At 49.3% G+C, this 19,422-nt stretch carries 12 protein-coding genes and 3 tRNA genes; 10 read left to right on the top strand and 5 right to left on the bottom strand.

The features are described from left to right. The first annotated feature begins 16 nt into the window (after positions 1-16). Complete coding sequence (locus IKG78_RS11515) at positions 17-595, top strand: hypothetical protein (RefSeq protein WP_290943539.1); 579 nt, start codon at positions 17-19, stop codon at positions 593-595. 160 nt (positions 596-755) lie between these two features. On the opposite strand, the gene IKG78_RS11510 is transcribed toward IKG78_RS11515, so the two are convergent. Together IKG78_RS11510 and IKG78_RS11505 are read right to left on the bottom strand one after the other, a co-directional pair. Further along, a complete protein-coding gene (locus tag IKG78_RS11510) occupies positions 756-2,351 on the bottom strand; it encodes a bifunctional anthranilate synthase component II/anthranilate phosphoribosyltransferase (protein WP_290943536.1) in 1,596 nt (531 codons plus the stop codon). Positions 2,352-2,481: 130 nt separating this feature from the next. Further along, positions 2,482-3,936, bottom strand: a complete 1,455-nt coding sequence (locus tag IKG78_RS11505) for a chorismate-binding protein (protein ID WP_290943533.1) — start codon at positions 3,934-3,936, stop codon at positions 2,482-2,484. Positions 3,937-4,460: 524 nt separating this feature from the next. Between IKG78_RS11505 and IKG78_RS11500 the strand changes: the two genes are divergently transcribed. Together IKG78_RS11500 and IKG78_RS11495 are read left to right on the top strand one after the other, a co-directional pair. Continuing rightward, a complete protein-coding gene (locus tag IKG78_RS11500; protein ID WP_290943531.1) occupies positions 4,461-6,596 on the top strand; it encodes an HD domain-containing phosphohydrolase in 2,136 nt (711 codons plus the stop codon). Positions 6,597-6,626: 30 nt separating this feature from the next. Further along, positions 6,627-6,699 (top strand) — tRNA-Arg (locus IKG78_RS11495). Positions 6,700-6,790: 91 nt separating this feature from the next. On the opposite strand, the gene IKG78_RS11490 is transcribed toward IKG78_RS11495, so the two are convergent. Then, a complete protein-coding gene (locus IKG78_RS11490; RefSeq protein WP_290943529.1) occupies positions 6,791-7,378 on the bottom strand; it encodes an L-threonylcarbamoyladenylate synthase in 588 nt (195 codons plus the stop codon). 236 nt (positions 7,379-7,614) lie between these two features. Then, the gene (locus IKG78_RS11485) at positions 7,615-8,550 is read right to left on the bottom strand and encodes a tyrosine recombinase (protein ID WP_290943527.1); all 936 of its coding nucleotides are present in this window, start codon (positions 8,548-8,550) and stop codon (positions 7,615-7,617) included. A gap of 90 nt (positions 8,551-8,640) precedes the next feature. On the opposite strand from IKG78_RS11485, the gene IKG78_RS11480 reads away from it, so the two are divergent. From IKG78_RS11480 to IKG78_RS11470, 3 genes are all read left to right on the top strand, one after another. Next, positions 8,641-8,713: transfer RNA gene (locus tag IKG78_RS11480), tRNA-Lys, on the top strand. Positions 8,714-8,842: 129 nt separating this feature from the next. Continuing rightward, positions 8,843-8,915, top strand: a tRNA-Lys gene (locus IKG78_RS11475). A gap of 202 nt (positions 8,916-9,117) precedes the next feature. Further along, positions 9,118-10,041 carry a sugar phosphate nucleotidyltransferase gene (locus IKG78_RS11470; RefSeq protein ID WP_290943524.1) on the top strand — a complete coding sequence of 308 codons (924 nt, stop codon included), beginning with the start codon at positions 9,118-9,120 and terminating at the stop codon, positions 10,039-10,041. Between the two features lie 256 nt (positions 10,042-10,297). Here IKG78_RS11470 and IKG78_RS11465 read toward each other — a convergent pair whose 3' ends face one another. Beyond that, on the bottom strand, positions 10,298-12,709 hold the full coding sequence (locus IKG78_RS11465) for a DUF748 domain-containing protein (RefSeq protein WP_290943522.1): 2,412 nt from the start codon (positions 12,707-12,709) through the stop codon (positions 10,298-10,300). Between the two features lie 52 nt (positions 12,710-12,761). On the opposite strand from IKG78_RS11465, the gene IKG78_RS11460 reads away from it, so the two are divergent. The 4 genes from IKG78_RS11460 to IKG78_RS11445 all read left to right on the top strand — a co-directional run. Continuing rightward, positions 12,762-14,531, top strand: coding sequence for a glycoside hydrolase family 9 protein (locus IKG78_RS11460; RefSeq protein WP_290943520.1), 1,770 nt, complete (start codon positions 12,762-12,764; stop codon positions 14,529-14,531). Between the two features lie 328 nt (positions 14,532-14,859). After that, positions 14,860-15,594, top strand: a complete 735-nt coding sequence (locus IKG78_RS11455; RefSeq protein ID WP_290943519.1) for a thioredoxin domain-containing protein — start codon at positions 14,860-14,862, stop codon at positions 15,592-15,594. A 110-nt stretch (positions 15,595-15,704) separates the two neighbouring features. Next, positions 15,705-18,866: a carbohydrate binding domain-containing protein gene (locus IKG78_RS11450; RefSeq protein WP_290943516.1), complete on the top strand. Its 3,162-nt coding sequence runs from the start codon at positions 15,705-15,707 to the stop codon at positions 18,864-18,866. Positions 18,867-19,081: 215 nt separating this feature from the next. Then, positions 19,082-19,422, top strand: a 341-nt coding sequence (locus tag IKG78_RS11445) for a hypothetical protein (RefSeq protein ID WP_290943514.1), incomplete at its 3' end; no start/stop codon positions are given.

Here is a 19,422-nt window from a genome sequence, read left to right as displayed (position 1 = left end):
GTTTCAGGAGAGTTATATGAAAAAAATATTCATCCCAATCTTCATTGCGTTAAGCATTTGCTGGGTCGGTTGCAACAAAACTGAAGAATTTATGACAGAGGAACAATGTGTTCGTTCTCTGTGCACTAAAGACCAGTGCCTTATTTGGAGTGCTACTCTCAATCGTTGTGGAACCGCCGATGCACTGAAAAAGGAAGAAGTACGGCTAAAGAAAATTTCGGAAAAGGCTGAAAAGAAGGATTCTGTTAAAGTCGAGATTCCGAAAGCTGTGCGTGATTCTATAGCAAAGATTAACAAGGCGAAAAAGAACGTTTTGTCTGAAATCGGTGTTTTGAAGAAAAATATTGATTCATTACGTGTCGCAGATTCTCTAAGTGGAAAGACGCTTTCTGCTGAGGCTTATTTAAAAACTAAGTTAGAAGAACAGAAAAAGGCTTTGGATGTAAAGTACAAAGCTTTGCAGGATAGCATTAATGTGTTGAATTTGGTAAATCACAAGCCTATTACTGCGGTTCAATGGTTGGAATACAACAAAAAGAAAAAATCCACCAAGGTTGAACAGCTTGATAAAAAAATCCAAAAGTTGAAAAAGTAATTTTTAGGTTGTAAAAAACGCTCCGAATCTCGGAGCGTTTTTGCGTTCATATCCCAAAGGGCGTAGCCCGCGCTCACTCCCCAGAGGGAGCGGAAGCGACCTATACAAGACTTGCCAATTTATTGGCTTAGTCGTTGTTATGCCCTATGGGTAGACCTCATTACCCGTTCGTCGCGACCTTGACTTCCTCAATCTTTTTCAAGACAGAACCATCTTCCATCGCCTTGATTGCCTTGTCGAAGCCTTCCTTGATGCTGGCGGCCTTTTTGCTGATGTAAAGCGCAGCGCCCGCATTCAAAGCACAAGCGTACTTGATGCCCGGGCGGCCCTTGCCGTTCAGCACGTCGAGAGCGAGGTTGAAGTTATCGACACCCGTACCACCAGCGAGGTCTTCGGGATCTACCGCCGGGACGCCGAAGTCTTTCGGGTCGATGCGGTATTCGCGATACTGACCGTCTTCCAAGATTTCTGCAATCGTCGTCGGAACGCACGGAGAAATTTCATCGTAGCCGTCATCGGAAATGGCAACCATCACGCGCTTGGCACCGAGGGATTTAGCAGCCTTGGTGAACGGTTCCAAAATCGACTTGCTATAGACACCGAGCATGAGGTACTTGGCTTCTGCCGGGTTCGTGAGAGGTCCGAGCAAGTTCATGATGGTTTTAACGCCGAGGACTCCGCGAACCGGGCCCGCAAATCGCATGGCACTGTGATAGACCGGAGCCATGAGGAACACGAAGTTCGTCTTGTCGATGACGCTGGCAGCCTTTTCCGGAGTCATGTCCAGCTTGAAGCCTGCTGCCGTGTAGAAGTCGGCGGCACCGGACTTGCTGGAAACGGCGCGGTTGCCGTGCTTGGCTACCTTGGCACCGCAGCTTGCAGCGATAAGGCCGGAGAGCGAGCTCACGTTGAAGCTTCCCTTGCCGTCGCCACCGGTACCCACGATATCGGTGAGTTCATCGCCGCTGTACGGGAACTTGCGCTTCTTGCTGCTGAGCACCTTGGCACAACCTGCAATTTCTTCGGTCACGGGACCCTTGCTGGAAAGGGCGGTAAGGATGGCGGCCATCTGGCGTTCGTCCATGATGCCGTCCGTCAGGTCTTCCATGAACATTTCGGCGGTTTCGCGGCTCAGGTCTTTGCCTGCGGTAAGCGTGTTCAAAATTCCGCGTACGTCGAGCGGTTCACGGCGGTAGTTGAGGAATGCCTTGAAGAATTCGTCGGCACGTCCGCTTGCAATGGATTCCGGGTGGAACTGCACGCCTTCAATCGGGAGCGTCTTGTGGCGAATGCCCATGATGTCGCCGTCGGTCGCACGGGCGGTCACTTCGAAGTCCGGGGAGAGCGTCGCTTCGTCGATGACGAGGCTGTGGTAACGCGTGAAGATGTTCTTTTTGCCGATGGTGCGGAAAAGGCCCTTGCCGTCGAGGTCGATTTCTTCGGCGATGTCGTGCTTAATGAACTTGGCCTGCACAATCTTTGCGCCAAAGGCGTAACCGATGACCTGGTGGCCGAGGCACACGCCCAAAATCGGGAGCTTGCCTGCAAAGTGCTTGATGGCTTCCACGGAGATGCCTGCATCTTCCGGGCGGCCCGGGCCCGGGCTTACGATGAGGCGGCTCGGGTTCAGTTTTTCGATGTCTTCAACGGTGCATTCGCGGCTGCGGAGCACGCGGATTTCTTCGTGAGTGATTTTTGCAATGGCCTGATAGACATTGTAAGTAAAGGAATCGTAGTTGTCGATAATGACGATCATAGTAAAACTCAGTGGTTAGTGATTAGGTGTTGTTTTACAGTAGGAAGTTAGAAGTAGGAAGTCGGAAGTGATATAATCGCGGCGTAGCCGCCTAATTTTAAACTGTCTACTTCCTACTGCCTACTGTCTACTAATTTTCCCCCTCCAGTACTGCTCGCACGGCTCCGAGCTTTTCATTCGTTTCTTCAAATTCGCGGTCAGCGTTGCTGGCCGCGACAATGCCGCCACCGGCCTGCAAGCTAATCGTCTTGCCCTGCTTCAAGCAGCAACGGATGGCGATGCAGAAATCCAAATCGCCGTCGGATTCGATGTAGCCCACTGCACCTGCGTAAAAACGACGCTTGACCTTTTCAAGTCCAGAAAGAATTTCAATCGCGCTGATTTTCGGAGCGCCGCTCACCGTGCCTGCCGGGAAGCTGGAGCGCAAAACTTCAATCGCCTTCTTGCCGTGTGCCACCTTGCCTTGCACGTCAGAAACCAAATGAATCACGTGGCTGAACTTTTCGCATTCCATGTACTTGGTCGTTTCCACTGTACCGGCTTCGCAGACGCGGCCAAGGTCGTTACGGGCCAAATCCACGAGCATCAAATGTTCGGCGCGTTCCTTCGGGTCGCCCTTCAAGTTCTTCATCAAGGCTTCGTCTTCTGCGTCATCCTTGCCACGGCGGCGGGTGCCTGCAATCGGGTGGATGGTGGCAATGCCTTCACGCACGCGGATCAAGCTTTCCGGAGATGCTCCGATGAACTGGTGCGTGCCGTAATCGAGGAAGAACATGTACGGAGACGGGTTCACCGTGCGGAGACGGCGGTAAATGTCGAGTGCTTCGATATCGCTTGCGAACTGGATACGGCGAGACGGGACTGCCTGAACGATATTGCCTGCCACAATGTGCTTCTGCAAGGCGGCGACTTTTTCCACGTATTCCTTGCGGGACTGTTCGAGGTCGGTCATCGTGATTCCCTTGCTGTACTGCTTTTCGGGGGCGAGATAGCTAAAATCGAGGTCGGCGAGGCGAGCTTTAACCTTTTCAATCGCTGCCTTCAAGTCGATTTTATGTTCTTCGTAGTTCAGTGCGAACAAGTGAAGCTTTTCGGTGAAGTGGTCGAACACAATGTAGATGTGGCCAATCAAAAATTCAGCTTCGGGAATGTTGAGCTCATCGACCTGCGGTGCAAGGCGAATCGTATCGCAACGGGCGCAGAATTCGTAGCCGAGATAGCCCACGCCCGAAGACGGAATCGGAATCTGGTTAGGCGGCACGGTGTTTTCGGCAGAAATCAACAGAAGCGCATCCAAGATATCTCCTTCGCCTTCTTTCAAAAAGACGCTTTCCTTGCCATCGACGATGATGCTCACGTCCTTTTCGTTTTGACGCAGGCGGAATCCTTCATCGACCATCAAGGTCGAATAGCGGCTGCGACCGTGGTCAAAGCTTGCCGATTCGAAGATGGCCTTTGCGCCGAGCTTCTTGCCGAGCGAAAACGGGGTGTAGCGTTCACCGGGAAGTGCCACGTAAATGCTGTCTGTACGCGGTTCGTATCCTTGGCGTTGAGTAATGTGATTAATCTTGGACGAGTTCGTCATGTTTATCCTCTGGTTTAAAATTCGTTTGCCTTTTCAGGTTCTGCAAAGACTTTTTTATCCCGGAGGATTTCGTCAATTTTTGGAAAAAAGGAAGGCCTCCGTGAGTCCGGAAGCCTTTGCTAAAAAATCTTGGGTGATTTGTAACAAATACCGGGCTCTATGTTAGAGTCCGCGCCACCAACGACGATTCATAGTTGCACTTGTTACGAAATTCATCATATCACAAAAATATCAAACAAAAATTCCCTTGGCAAGGGGTCAAAAAAAAATTTTTGAAAAAAAATAACGACCAACAACCAATAACCAATAACTATTGACTAATAACCAATGACTAATGACTAATGACCAAACATCCCTTTTTACTCTCTTTTTTTCAAGCTTAGCGTATAAATTGCAATTTTTTTATTTATTTTATGTAAGAAATATGGAGTAAATTGGGTATGAGAATGTATGTTTCTGAGATTAGGTCTGCACTGCGGAAAGCCTTAAGGTGGTTTACTGTATTTTGGTCGCGTTCAAAAAACGTGATTCTGTTGATTGTAATCGGGCTTCTTTTGAACGTAATTCCGGCACAGTTAAGGCTGGAATTTGGCGTTCCGCTTTATTTGGATTGCCTGGGGACCGTGCTGACCGCCATGCTTGGTGGGTATCTGCCTTCTGTAATTGTGGGTTTTGGCGTGAATGCGTACAACGGCATCACCCAAGAGCCTGTAGCTATGTATTACGGCGTTCTGAGCATCTTTATCGCAACGACTGCAACTTATATGTACCGTCGTGGGTTCTTCAAACGCATTTGGAAGTTGCTCATCGTCATTCTTGTGTTAGCTTTGATTGGCGGCGGTCTGGGTTCCATTTTCACATACGCTTTGTACGGATTTAATTTTGGCGAAGGAATCTCGGCTCCGTTTGCGATAGCGTTCCATGATGTTATGCACTGGGACCGTTTTACGTCGCAATTTGTTGCCGATATTGTCATTGACATATTTGACAAGAGCGCTATTGTGCTGCTTTCTGCTTTGATATTCCGCTTTATTCCAAAAGCGTACAAGGAAAAGCTGAAAGACAGCTATTTCAAGCACAACAATCCGTATGAAAAAAAGACAGTCCGAAATCCGCTGTTGAACAAAGTGGTGATGATGGTAATCGTTGCTGAGGTGCTTTTGGGCGGACTTGCAAGTACAATCGGATTTCTCCTTTATCGCAGCAATTCCATCAATAACTTTATAAGTATCGCGCAAGGCGTAACCAAGGCCGCGTCTATTGCCATTGATGCCGAAAAGGTCGATGACTATATTGCACGGGGGTTCGAGGTCGAAGGGTATAGCCGTGTGAGGGATGTGCTTGAAGATGTTCGAGAAAGCTTTTCTCAGACAAAGTTCCTTTATGTTTATAAAATATTAGAGGATGGTTGCCATGTCGTCTTTGACTTGGATACCGATGGCGAACCGGGTGGATCTCCTGGGGATAGGATTGATTTTGACCCGTCTTTTGAACCGTATCTGCCTAATCTTTTGGCGGGCGAAGAAATCGAACCGATTATTTCGGACGACCAGTTTGGTTGGCTTTTGACTGTCTATAGGCCTCTCAAGAATGCTGCCGGGAAAACGGTAGCATACGTGGCGGCGGACATTTCCATGGAATCAATCGTTCGCGACGAGGCGATGTTCTTTATCAAGTTGCTCTCGCTGTTCTTTGGGCTTTCGATTATCATCATGATGATTGTTATTGAACTGATGAAACGCAACATTGTGATTCCTGTGAACAAGATGTCGTTTGCGACCATGAAAATTGCAGGCGAAACGATGCGGGCTACGTTTGCATTCGAAATGGGGAATGTTAATTTAACCCGAATCCGCGATGCTGTCGAAAAGGTAAAAGAACTTGATATTAAGTCGAACGACGAAATCGGGCAACTGTACGAATACTTCTGCGATATGACTCGCGATACGTACAACTTTATCCATCAAGTGCACGAGCAGAATGACCGAATCCAGCGTATGCAAGAGGTCATCATTATGGAATTTGCGGAAATGGTCGAAGCTCGCGACAAGAGCACGGGCGATCACATTAAAAAGACCGCTGAATACGTGGAAGCGATTGCGAAGGAATTGCAGAAAGAAGGCAAGTTCAAGGGCGTGTTGAATGACGCTTATGTCCACAAGCTTAAACAGGCGGCCCCGCTCCATGACATCGGAAAGATTGCCGTGTCAGACTTGATTTTGAACAAAAACGGCAAGCTGACGGACGAAGAATTTGCCATCATGAAAAGCCATACGACAGAAGGCGGCAAAATCCTTAAGAAGATGGTGGAAGATGCTGGCGATACGTTCGATGCCAACTACTTGAACGAATCCATCGAAATGGCTAGCTTCCATCATGAAAAGTGGGATGGCTCCGGTTATCCGAATCGCCTCAAGGGCGAAGAAATTCCTTTGTCCGCAAGAATCATGGCAGTGGCCGACGTATTCGACGCTTTGATTGCTGAACGCGTCTATAAGAAGGGCTTTAGCTACGAAAAGGCGATGGACATTATTACCGGCGGTGCGGGAACGCATTTTGACCCGGTCGTGGTGGAAGCGTTTACGCACATTTCCAGAAGCCTGTACGATGCGAGAACGAGGCTTGCATCCGAAACTGAACCGCCGGTTGAAAAAAATTAAGTATTTTGTTATATTTGCTTGCGCTAAAAAGCCTGGTTAGTTCAGATGGATAGAACGAGTCCCTCCTAAGGATTAAACTCGCGTTCGACTCGCGAACCGGGTATAGCAAAAGGGTCGCCCATGCGTAATTGCTTGCGGCGGCCCTTTTCTTTGTTGTGCCCGCTATCGAGCGGGTGCCTCTATTGTAGCGTTTTCTAAATCAGTTCGCCACGGATAACGTCGATGGAATCGCCGACGAGGCTTACGATGTTCGTCGGGTTGATTTCGATGTTGCCGCAATCGACCATCATGTCAACAGAATGCTGGAACGTTTTCCAGATGTCGTCCGTTTCGTACATGTCCTCGTCGCTGAGCTTGGCGGCTGTGCTGAGGATGGGCTTGTCGAAGTGCTGGAAGAGCTCTTTAAAAAACGGGTGCGTCGGAATGCGGATGCCGATTTCCGGGCGTTTTACGTCGAGTTTACGCGCAATGTGCGGATCGGCAGGGAGAATGAAGGTGTATGGCCCAGGAACGCGCTGCTTGATGATGCTGAACGCAAAGTTGCTCACGTGGGCGTAGCCGGTCGCGAACCGGATGTCGGGAACGATGAGTGCCATGAAGAATTTTTTCATGGGCTTCTTGAGGGCGTAAAGCTTGTGGATTGCCTTGGGGGATTCCGCGTTGCAGCCTATGGCGTAACCGGATTCGGTGGGGTAGAGTACAAGACCGTCGTCTTCGAGAATCTCGGCGGCTTGCTTTACGATGCGTGCTTGCGGGTTTTCTGGATGAACTTCGATTCGCATATTGGTCGCTTTGCTTGTTATTTGAATTGCTTCAAGCGTTTTGACCCGAAAATATATAAAATTTTGGATGGTGGTTATTGGTTAATAGTTGTTAGTCAATAGTCAATGGTCATTGGCTACTGGTCATTGGTTGTTTTGTTCGAGGTTCTTTGTTACAACTGTCATTTTGGAGCATCGTAGATGCGATAAAATCCAAGAACTTTAATCTCTCGTCCCTAATCCCTAGCCACTAACCACTAATCACTAACCACTACTCTCTCCCTCGGGTGATGTTCTCGGTGTTCCCGCTTGATGAATTCTTTGTCGATGTGCGTATAAATTTGCGTGGTGCTGATGTCGGCATGGCCGAGCAGTTCTTGCAAAACGCGCAAGTCCATGCCCGCTTCAAGGCAGTGCGTGGCAAAGCTATGGCGGAACGTGTGCGGCGAAACTTGCTTGCTCAAGTGCATTGTATGTAGTTGCACGATTTTCCATGCACCCATGCGGCTCATCGGCTTGCCGTGTGCGTTTAGAATGATGTTGTCTGTAACTGGATGCGTGAGCGGGCGGCCTTCTTGAATCCATGCACGGAGATTTTCTTTCGCCTTGCTGCCGAGCGGCACGAGGCGTTGCTTGTTGCCCTTGCCAATCGGCGTAAGCCATTCGTTGTCGAGGTCGATTTGCGAAAGTTTGATTCCGAGTGCTTCCGAAATTCGCAGCCCGCCGCTGTACATCAGTTCGAACAAAGCTGTGTCGCGAAGTGGGTTCTTGCCGTTTGCGGCACTCTCGAAAACGCTATCCACTTCTTCGCGGGTCAGGTACTGCGGAAGGTAATGCCCTAGCTTTGGTGTTGCAAGCATGGATTCCGTGCTGTAGTCGTATTCGCCCTGGTTCTGCATGTACTTGAGGAACCCGCGCAAGCTCGAAAAATGCCTTGCGACCGACGTGGGGGAGTATTCCTCCTGCCCGGCGGTGAGCGTCAAAAAGTCGTCCAGCTTTTCGGGCTTCAAGTCCTTGAGGTCGATTCCATTGTCGTCTAGCCATGCAATAAAATGCCGCAGGTCTTCCTGGTAACTTTGGATTGTTACCGGGGAGAGGTTGCGTTCTACACCCAAGTGCGAAAGGAATGCGTCCAGACGATTGGAATTAATGCTCATGAGCAAGAATATAGAACTTAGATTTTTGAATTCCATGCTTTGTTTCAAAAAAAAGAAAAAAATTTCTTTTCCCCCTTGCCAATTTATTCAGATATTTCTAAAATTGAGCGCGTCCAAAGCGACTATGGATGATTAGCTCAGTTGGTAGAGCAGCTGACTCTTAATCAGCGGGTCGCAGGTTCGACCCCTGCATCATCCACTAAGCACTCAACCGCAAGGCGAGGTGCTGCAAATACAAAAGCGTCAGGCAAAGCTAAGCGTCCAACGAACTTTGAAACTGCGACTTTTGATTTTTGCAAAGACATAGCTGAAAGGCGACCAGATTTTTGGATGATTAGCTCAGTTGGTAGAGCAGCTGACTCTTAATCAGCGGGTCGCAGGTTCGACCCCTGCATCATCCACTAAACTCCATCTGAAAAGGTGGAGTTTTTTTATTTGCTTCAGGGGTGGTGTGCTAACTGGTTGAGAAAACGTGATTTAGAAAACATTGTAAAGTAAAAATCCATCGAATTCAGTACAAATACTTTTTTTTGATTAAAAATTTTTTATCTTTTAGATAATTGTAAGGGTGTTTGAAGAATTTACTCAAAAAAGGGATTTTAAATGAAAATAGTTCTTCCTGTTGCTGGTAATGGAGTTCGTCTTCGTCCATATACAGAAAATCTTCCTAAGTGTTTACTTCCTGTGGCTGGTAAAACAATCATTGATTGGATTGTTGATGATACCCTTTTTTTGAAACCTTCCGAGACTGTTTTTATTACGGGTTACAAGGCTTCCGTTGTTGATGAGTATTTGAAGCAAAAAACGGAATGGGGGAACGTCCGCACTGTTGTTCAGGCCAATCCGCAGGGGCTGGGGGAGGCTATTAGCCTTGCTCTTCCGTATGTAAACGATGATGAACCGCTTTTGATTATTTTGGGTGATACGCTGTTCGAGGCTGATTTGTCCCTTTTGGAAAATGCTACGGAAAACGTTCTTTATACTTTCAAGGTGGCGGATCCTAAGCGTTTTGGCGTTGCTGTGAAGGGAGCGGATGGGCTTATTGAACGTCTTGTGGAAAAACCGCAGGAGTTTGTTTCGGACGAAGCGATTGTCGGCATCTATTACATCAAGGATGTCAAGGCTCTCAAGGAATCTTTGGACTACCTCATGAAGAACGACATCCGCACGAAGGGCGAGTTCCAGTTGACGGATGCTTTGGAACGCATGATTCAAGCTGGATGCAAGTTCCGTACGGCCCCGGTCGAAAAGTGGCTGGATTGTGGTCTTGTCGAAACTTTGCTCGAAACGAACGCCCATGTTCTCCAGCGTACCGCAAAGCCGGTTTCTCAGCAGTTCGAAGGCTCCGAAATTGTCATGCCGTGCCACATCGGCAAGAACGTGGTTATCAAGAATTCTAAGATCGGTCCGAACGTGTCGGTTGGCGATAACTGCGTCGTCGAAAATTCCGAAGTGAGCGATGCGATTCTTTGGGCGGGCGTGAATGTTGCGAACCAGAAGGTTGCAAACGCTGTCATTCATGAATAAGTTATAAAGGGGCTTGGGCTTTTTGCCCTGAGCTGAGACTTAAATGTTATGCCCACTCAACGTGAGTGGGCTTTTCTTATGTTAAAATAGTAACTGGATGGGGCTTTCCCGCATCCAGTCATTTTTTATTGCTAATCAAGACTTTACTGGATCCTTCCCCTTACAGGGTCAGGATGACGACTTCGAAACTGGATCTTATCGGCTGGCGCCTCCAGGATGACGCTTTCCAACTTCCTACTGCCAACTAACCACTAACTTACTGCACATCCACATCGACTTTATACATCGGTTTGTCTTTGTACTTGCGGAGAGCTTCTCTCGGGGCGGTGATGACTTTCAAGTTCTTTTTCGTGATGCCGGGCTGAGCGCGTAGCACTTTGAGAAGGTCGGCGTTGCGCTTGTTTGCCATTTGCGGGAGCGCCTTCATCATGTAGTTCTTGTCGATTTCGTCGGCATGTTCCTTGACGTAAGCCTTGTATTCATCGTTATCTTCGTCCATCTCGTCGATAGCTCTGTGGTCCAGTTCGTTCAGCACAGTCTTGTTGTTCTTTAGCTTGTAAAAATCAATCTTGAGCTGCTTGACCTTGTATTCCTTGGCCGTCTTGCGCGGATTGTAGTACTGTGTGAACGTGAGCATCAGTTTCGGGTCTTTTTGAATTAATTCCGTCATCTTGATCGCTTTTGCGTACTGTTCGCTGGTAAACGTTTCGCTATTCGCGTCGATCACCACTTCGTTGTTCTTGCCAAGGTCGAATCCAAGCGCGTTAGCGCCTGCGATGGCGAGGTTTCCGACGAGCCGGAACGGAGAGACTGCGACTTTGACGAGCAGGTTCAGGACGGTTTTCCAGATAATTCTGCCGTAGGAGAATTCTGGGTCGTCGAGGTTTCCTTTCACAGGAATGTCGAACTGGATTTTGTCGTCCTTGTCCTTCAAGATGTAAAGGCCGATTTTCATCGGGACGGTGTATTCGGGCTTGATATCATCGACTTTGTTGCCGACCGTGATGTTGTAAATGTCAATCGTGTTCTTGCTGTTCAAGTTGCGATCGACGATCTTGCTATCGCTTGCGAAGGCGAGCGTACCTGCCTTGAGCGGGTAGGCCGTGTAATGCAGCGAATAGTTCGAGAAATGCTTGAGCGCGAGATTTTTCACGCTAATGTAAACGTCCATCGTCCTCAAGTTGCTGAGCGCACCGTGGTACTTGAGCGAGAGGCTTCCGCCTTCGGGGAATGCTGCCGTGACGTTCACGTTGCAGGGCGTGTCGTAATTGATGTTCTGACCGCTTACAGTAATGCCGCTTACGGTGTAGTTGAATGGACGGATAATGGTGTGGTCGGTTGCAGAAACAGAGGTGTTCTTGACAAGGAGCTTGTTGATTTTTGCCTTGAGCTTTTTGGCCTTGGCGGACTTTGCGTCGTTGCTTGCGACACTTGCGGAATCGGTTGCGGTGGACTGCGTCGTTGCATCGGCTGCGGGTTCTGGCTTTGGTTCTGGTTTCGGTTCGGGCTTTGGCTCTGGTTTCTGCGATACGGCTGCTCCAGCGGGTTTGTCCGTTGCGGTGTCCGTAGCCCCATCTGCCGGAGCAGCTTCGGCTGCGGCAGAATCTGCCTTCGGAGCGTTCTTGTTCATCGGTGCTAGCAGTGCGTCAAAGTTTGTCTTGCCGCTTTTATAGAGATCAACGCGTGCGTATGCGCCATCGACAATAACGGAATCAATGAGGTATTCGTTATCGACGAGGTTTGCCTTGTTGATGCCGACGACGACGTTGTTTGCACCAAGTTTGCCACCAGTGTTTTCGGTGAGATCGACCTTGTCGAGCGTGACCTTGCCTTTGACGTTCGAGGCGAGAATCTTATTTATATTACCGCTGATGGCGAGGTTCGCCGAGAGTGCTCCTGCAAAATCCTTGTAGCTGATGTAATCGTTCAAGTACGGCTTGATGCAGGAAAGTGCGAAATTGTGCAAGTTGATGCCGAGCTTGTAGTCGTATGTCGCCATGTTGGCATCGACTTTGACTTTTAAATCTCCGCCATCTGCAAACCTGAGGGCCAAATCGACATCGGTAGATTTGTCTTCCAAGTAAATCATCGGGATATTGATCGAGAAATCCTTGAGATGGAACTTGGAGCCGATTTTGGTGTCTTGGTAAATGATGTTGCCTTTTTCAAAAACGATGTCCCGGAGGCAAAGCCTGACAGGGAGGCCGGCTGCGATTTCTGCAGCGCTCTTGTTCTCTTGGGCTTTCTTTTCTTCGGGGTGCTCGGCATAATAAATACTGTCTTTTTGGGCGAGGTGGTCCAGAATACTTGAAAAGTTGAAGCGTTCGCCATGCTGATTGACGCGGACGTAGAGCGCTTTCATGTTGATGTCGCTGATGTCCAGCGTTCCTGTCAAGAGTTTGAGCGGGTTGATGTTGATGCTGAACTTGTCGAACCCGACAAAACGTGTCTTGTCGTCTGTTTCCATGATGGCAAGCGTGTCGATGTCCATTTCGTAAGTGAACGGATTGAGGAAAATATCCTTGATGGTGATGGTTCGACCAATCATTTCCTTGGAGTGGTTTTCGATGTAGCTGCGGGCTATCTTGGGGGCCACAAGGAGTGCGATGAAATAGAGGAGGATCAGTGATCCTAGAACGATGAGGGTGATTTTGATTGGCTTTTTCATAGTATGAAATCTAAATATAAATGTGAGAAATGTGCAAGAAAAAATAAACGAAATGGGAAACTTTTTTGTTCCCTCTAGTAAACGTGATTTTTGTGTTTTTATTTCGCTTGCGAATAAAAAAAGTTATTCTTACGGCATGGATGTGAAGATTCATTATTGTCATTTGGGTTATGCCCCCTCCGCGTCAAAGTCTTTTTTGATCGCTTTTTCGGAAGATATTCCGGCCAAAGCTGTCAAGTTCAAGGTTTTGGACGTATCGTCTCATGCGGTTTTTGAAGGCGAGGCCGAGAAACTTTGTTATCTCGATTACACGGACGAGATCCTGTTCAATGGTGATTTTTCTGCGGTGCGTGTCCCGGGGCAATATCGGATTGCTTTGGACGGTTTTGACGTGCAGTCGCATTTGTTCGATATTTCGGGCAATTGGCTGGCGGACCAGTTCAAGGCGAACATCAAGTCGTTCTATTTGCAACGGAGCGGTATGGAATTGCCGGAACGCTTTGCTGGAGCGTGGATGCGGCCTGCGGCCCACTTGGACGCGGTGCTGGACTTCCATCCGACAATGAACCGTGAAGGCGTCTGGAACGCTCATGGCGGCTGGTACGACGCTGGCGATTATGGCAAGTACATTGTGAATGGCGGCGTGAGTGTTGCCACGTTGATGCTTGCTTGCGAATTGCGGAAAAATTCCGTATTCGTTGGTGGTACTGCGTTCAAGGAATCGTTCGAACAGCCGGCGAGCTTGCTGGATGAAGTTCGTTTTGAACTGGAGTTTTTCTTGCGGATGCAAGATGACGATGGCGGCGTGTTCTTCAAGGTGACTCCGTACCGCTGGGACGGCTTTGTTTCGCCTGCGGAATCGGATGCATCGCAAAAGCGTTACATCCTGGGGAAATCGACTTCATCGACGTTGAACTTTGCGGCGGCTCTTGCACAGGCTCATCGCGTGTATCAAGATGTCGATGCGGATTTCGCGGCAAAATGCCTGGTGGCTGGCGTTCGCGCTTATTTGTGGGCTGAAAAAAATCCCGAAGTGGATTGGCCGCACAATACGGAAGGTAGTGGTGGATATGGAGATCCTGACTTAGGCGACGACTTTTTCTGGGCGCGCGCAATGCTTTATCGCGAACTGAAAAAAACAGGTGGCGTGAACGCCGTTTGCGAAAATGCCACGTCGTTAGCGAAGTTGAACATCGCGGAACTGCTCGAACGGATTGAAAATCAGCTGCCGACGGATATGGACGCGTATTTGCCGACGTACGGTTTGCAGTGGCGTTCGACGCAGAATTTGGCGTGGTTTGCACTTGCTACAATGGATTGCGAGTGGACGCAAAAAGCGAGAATGGCATTCAAATATACCGCAGATGAAATGCTTCGTTTGCAAGAAGAGGACCCCTATGGTTTGTCGATACGCAAGTTTATTTGGGGCAGCAATGGCGATATCGCGAACCATGCGTTGACTCTTTATTTAGTTTATATGTGGTTTAGCGATGAAAAGTACCGCGTGGCGGCAATGGAGCAGATTGAATTTATTTACGGCCGCAATCCTGTCGATGTGAGCTTTGTGACCGGGTCCGCGTGGAGTTCGCCCAAGCATCCGCATCACCGCATTAGCCACTCCGACGGTGTTGAAGAACCTGTGCCGGGCCTTGTCGTTGGCGGAATAAACGAGGACCGTCAAGATGTTCACCGCGATCCGCATTACTTGGGTGAATCCCGCGGAATGTCTTACGCGGACGAGCAATGTTCGTTTGCAAGTAATGAAGTCGCGATAAACTGGAGCGCCCCGTTGACCGCCGCACTACTACTGCTTTGCGAATAAGCACGACGCGTTGTCGCCCTTGTGTTCTTTTGTGTAGCACTCGCGCAGTCGAGTCTTTCGCTGCAAATGTAAATTTTTTGCTTGCGTTTTTTGCAGGGACGGTTCCTGTTTGCTTTTTAGTAACTTATTGTCCATCAGATAATTACAGTTTTTAGTGCAGGTCAAAAATGAATAAATTTCATATTTTACAATTCTTTTTTCATGGTACGGATAATACGTTTGTGTATGTTTTTTTGAAGTTTTTCTCAAATCAAACTAAGTTTTCATTATTATATTTTTCACACATCGTGGGCTTGCCGGCCCTCAAGTTTTAACTCAAAGGACAAATATGAAACGTCTCTCTCTTATTGGTATGGCTATTTTGGTCTCCAGCTTCGTCGCTTGCAATCAAGCTTCCGCTGGCGGTTCGTTCAACCAGCAGGCTCGCTTGGACAGCCTCGAAAAGGATTTCAAGCAGGTCAAGGAAGAATTTGAAATCATCAAGTATGCCCTTGACAAGCGTGGCATCTCCCTTGAAGCGGCCCGTGCCGAAATGGAAGCCGACAACAAGGTTTGGGACATTCCTGACGAAGATAGCCCGGTATTTGGCAACACCACGAACCCGAAGCTCACGATTGTGGAATTCACCGAATTCCAGTGCCCGTACTGCTCTCGTATCGCTCCGGTGATGCAGGAACTCAACAAGAAGTACCCGGAGAAGATCAAGTTCGTCTATAAGCACTTCCCGCTCAGCTTCCATTCCAATGCTAAGGCTGCAGCAGCTGCTTCTATCGCAGCTCAGAAGCAGGGCAAGTTCTGGGAATACCGTTATGCGCTCGCTTCTCATTCCCGTGAACTCGGCGACTCCATCTACGTCGCAGTCGCTAAGGATGTCGGCCTCAACATCGACCAGTTCAAGAAGGACATGGTTCTCGATTCCGCTATGAGCGCTCGCATCGACAAGGACTTCCAGTTGGGTGTCAAGGTCGGCGTTCAAGGCACTCCGAACTTCTACATCAACGGCAAGCGTCAGGACCGTTTCAGCCCGGATCTCGTCGAAAAGATGCTGAAGGAAGCCAAGTAATTCAGTTTTCAGGCGTGCACGCTAAAAATCACAGCGTGTACGCTTTTTGTTTTTCAAGTTTGTAATTTAAAGTTTAAAAAAGATCAAAAAACAACAAAAGGATGCACAATATGATTAAGCAATCATTGAAAGTTGCCTCGCTGGCAGTCCTCGGACTCAGCGTCACAGCTGCAATGGCTCAGCCGAAAAGACCGCATCTGGCTGTGTATAAGTTCTTCGATGAACAGTACCGTCCAGGTGGATACGATTACTCTTACGGCGGCAAGAGCAAGGGTGTCACCATCACGAAAGATGGCGGCTACAAATCCAAGGCAGCTCTTAACATCAAGCTGGACCCGAAGGAATACTCCGGTGCGTCCATCTGCCTTTACAATGAATTCTTCGACTTGAACAAGTACATGCTCGACTCCAAGGTCGAGTTCATGATTAAGGGCAAGCACGGCGGCGAAGCCGTCAAGGTCGGCCTCTTGGACGAAGAAGTTTCTGACGGCAAGAAGACTCAGGTCGTGCTTCCGATGAACAAGTACATCGAAGGCGGTGCCGTGACGACGGATTGGAAGAAGGTTTCCATTCCTCTCGTCGATTTCCCGGACCGTGGTCTCTACTGGGACAACACCCGCAAGTCCGAATTCCCGTCTCGTATCGACTGGGACAAGATTGCGGAAATCCGTTTCTCCATTGACAAGAGTGCAGCAAGCGAATTCGAAGTCTGGGTCGATAACATCGAAATCGTGAAGGGCAACAAGAAGGCTGCCCCGAAGAAGCAGATGGTCTATTGGGATGAAAACAACGACGTCATTGACGGCCCGAAGAACCCGGAAAAGCTCGACGGCAAGGCCAAGACGCTCGCTACGTTCTATGACAACCAGGTCAAGGGTTTTGCCTATAGCTACGGTGGTCTCTCCGCTCAGCGCGAAGCCGATTCCAAGACTCCGGGCAACAAGAACGTGCTCGCCATGTACATCGACAACAACGACTGGTCTGGTGTGACTTACTCTCTCGGTGAAGGCAAGTACATCGACCTTTCCAAGGTCCGCAACAAGGGCGGCCTCTACTTCTGGATCAAGGGTAAGCTCGGCGGCGAAAAGCTCTATGTCGGTATCCTCGACAACCAGGGCAACGACGTGAAGAGCCAGACCAAGCTTGGCCTCAATGACTGGATCAAGGTCTCCAAGGATTGGCAGCTCGTCAAGATTCCTCTGAAGCGCTTCATGGACAAGGGCAAGGCTTGGGACGCTAACAAGCAGGCCGAAGTCGCGAAGGACGTGCAGTGGAACAAGATTCAGGAAATCCGTTTCTCTGTCGGCAAGGGCGAAAACCAGGGTGAACCGGGCAAGCCGGCTCCTGTGACCGTCTTCGTTGACCAGATTACGTTTACTGAAAACATCGACTGGGTTGACCCGGATCTCAAGTGGGATTCCTTCAAGTCCAACGCTCCGGATCTCGTCATTACGGATTTCGAAAGCAAGTATGCTAAGGACAAGTGGGAACCGTCCATGGGTCCGAAGTCCCAGCTCCGCTTCAAGATCGAAAACTGCCCGGAATTCAAGAGCAACTGCTTGAATATCGAACACTACCTCCTCGCCGACTGGGTCGATGTAGTGTTTGACATGAAGAAGACTGGCCGCCCGGCAACGGATCGCGACTGGACCAAGCACTGGGGCGTCATGTTTGACGTTTATTCCGAAAAGGCATGGCAGTCCATCACCGTCCAGGTGCAGGATGCCGGCAACGAAATCTTCGTTTCCAACGTCGGTGCTCCGAAGGGCAAGACGACCCTTCTCGTTCCGTTCCGCACGTTCGGCAAGTTCCCGTACTACCAGCCGCCTGAGGCTGTCGAAAACGGCATCTTTGACCTCAAGGGTGTTGTCAACCTCGACTTCAAGCCGAGTGGCGAAGGTACTGCCGGTGGCTTCAAGATTGACAACGTTCGCTTGACCAACCAGCGCGAAGTGAAGGCCAAGGAACGTCCGGCTGTCATCAAGGTCGTGGTGAAGGGCGAAAAGGATGTCTTGAACCCGAATATCTCTGGTGGCTTGTTCGGTATCAACGCTGCCCTCTGGGATGGCGACATGCTTGACAACAAGAACTTCAAGGTTCAGACTCGCGAATTTGCAAAGCGCATCAACCACGGCATTATCCGTTATCCGGGTGGTCTCCGTGCTGATGACGACCACTGGAAGGAAATCCTCGACAACCATGACTGGATGGTCGATACGGACGAATTCCTCGAATGGTTGAAGAAGACTGGCAGTAACGCCATGTTCACCGTGAACTTCGGTTCCGGCACGGAACAAGAAGCCGCTGCCTGGGTCAAGCACACGAACATCGACAAGAAGGCCGGCATCCTCTACTGGGAAATCGGTAACGAAATCTACGGTAACTGGCATCCGTATTACGAAAAGTATGGTAAGGACGGCGGTACCATCTATGGTAAGCGCGCTCGTAAGTTCATCGAAGCCATGAAGAAGGTTGACCCGTCCATCAAGGTGGCTGTGCTCGGCGTTCTCGAAGGCGACTGGAACGAAAAGGTCCTTGCTGAAACGGGTGACATCGCTGACGGTCTTATCGTCCACCACTATCCGCAGCACTTCGGTGAAGAAAACGACTTCGCCTTGCTCTCCGCTCCGCAGACTCTCACTGCAATCTACGAACGTTTGCACAAGGTTGTCGATAAGTGGACTGCCAAGTTCAACAAGAGCAAGAAGATTGAACTCTGGCTCACCGAATGGAACTCTGTTGACTTCAACCCGGGTCCGCAGACTTTGTCTGTTGAAAACGGTTTGTTCGTCGCTGACTACCTCGGTATGCTCGCTACTGAAAACGTCGATAACGCTCAGTACTGGGACATCCACAACGACATCACTCCGGAAGGCGGTGACTACGGTTACTTGACCCGTTCTGGTGAAGAATGCATGAACTGCCCGCGTCCGAGCTACTGGGCATTCCAGATGGCTTCCGACGCTCTCCGCGGCAAACTCATGAAGACCACCATCAAGGGTGACGAAGACGCTCTCCTCACGGCTTACTGGACCGAGAACGGCAGCAAGAAGCAGCTCCTCCTCGTGAACAAGAGCCCGTACAGCGATTTCGACATCAAGCTCGACATTCCGGGCTTCAAGGGCAAGGCATCCGTCCAGACTCTCGACAAGAGCTCTGAAAAGCTCAAAGAAGGCTGGGCAAATGATCCGTCCAAGAAGGCCAAGGTTGTCGATATCACGAAGGGTATCAAGGTCGGCAAGCGCACCCTTACTCTCATCACTTTGCAGTAAGGAGCAACAACGTCATCCTGGAAGTAATTCTTGGGTGACTGCGTGAAAATGTCATCCTGGAGCGCTTGGCGCGATAGGATCCACAGCTTAAAGCGAACCTCGTCGGAAACGGCGGGGTTCGTTTTTTTGAGAGAATACTTTTATTGTCTGTAATAACAAATTTTTGCTATTTTATTTGCGTTGGATTTTCTGTTTGGATTTTATGGAGGTTTTGTATGACTACGTCATTCCGTCATTCCATCGCAATATTTATACTTACTTTATCGCTTACCGCATGCGGAGATGATAGCGGAACCTCCGCAAAAGAAGAATCGTCCTCTTCGTTTGTCATCCCGGCCGGAGCCTGCCCTGAGTGTGCCGAACGGGTTCCGGGATCGGTCTCAACTTCTAGCAAAAAAGTGTCTTCTAGTAGTCGTGTGAATTCCGTTGGCTCTTCAAGTGTTGGCAAGTCCTCGTCGTCGAGTTCTGTTAAGAAAACGTCAAGTTCTTCTGTATATGTGGAAGCTTGTACAGAAGAGGGACATCTGATTCAAAGATCGATTCGTGGGACTCGTGA

The sequence above is a fragment of the Fibrobacter sp. genome (genome assembly GCF_017545445.1).
GTDB lineage: Bacteria > Fibrobacterota > Fibrobacteria > Fibrobacterales > Fibrobacteraceae > Fibrobacter.
The sequence above is the reverse complement of the archived record's forward strand: the minus strand, read 5'-3'. Positions and strand labels throughout refer to the sequence as shown.

Excerpts from the sequence above, each read along its gene's own strand:
- IKG78_RS11515 (WP_290943539.1), top strand. The coding sequence starts at position 17 with ATGAAAAAAATATTCATCCCAATCTTCATTGCGTTAAGCATTTGCTGG.
- IKG78_RS11510 (WP_290943536.1), bottom strand. The coding sequence starts at position 2,351 with ATGATCGTCATTATCGACAACTACGATTCCTTTACTTACAATGTCTAT.
- IKG78_RS11505 (WP_290943533.1), bottom strand. The coding sequence starts at position 3,936 with ATGACGAACTCGTCCAAGATTAATCACATTACTCAACGCCAAGGATAC.
- IKG78_RS11490 (WP_290943529.1), bottom strand. The coding sequence starts at position 7,378 with ATGCGAATCGAAGTTCATCCAGAAAACCCGCAAGCACGCATCGTAAAG.
- IKG78_RS11485 (WP_290943527.1), bottom strand. The coding sequence starts at position 8,550 with ATGGAATTCAAAAATCTAAGTTCTATATTCTTGCTCATGAGCATTAAT.
- IKG78_RS11470 (WP_290943524.1), top strand. The coding sequence starts at position 9,118 with ATGAAAATAGTTCTTCCTGTTGCTGGTAATGGAGTTCGTCTTCGTCCA.
- IKG78_RS11465 (WP_290943522.1), bottom strand. The coding sequence starts at position 12,709 with ATGAAAAAGCCAATCAAAATCACCCTCATCGTTCTAGGATCACTGATC.
- IKG78_RS11460 (WP_290943520.1), top strand. The coding sequence starts at position 12,762 with ATGGGAAACTTTTTTGTTCCCTCTAGTAAACGTGATTTTTGTGTTTTT.
- IKG78_RS11455 (WP_290943519.1), top strand. The coding sequence starts at position 14,860 with ATGAAACGTCTCTCTCTTATTGGTATGGCTATTTTGGTCTCCAGCTTC.
- IKG78_RS11450 (WP_290943516.1), top strand. The coding sequence starts at position 15,705 with ATGATTAAGCAATCATTGAAAGTTGCCTCGCTGGCAGTCCTCGGACTC.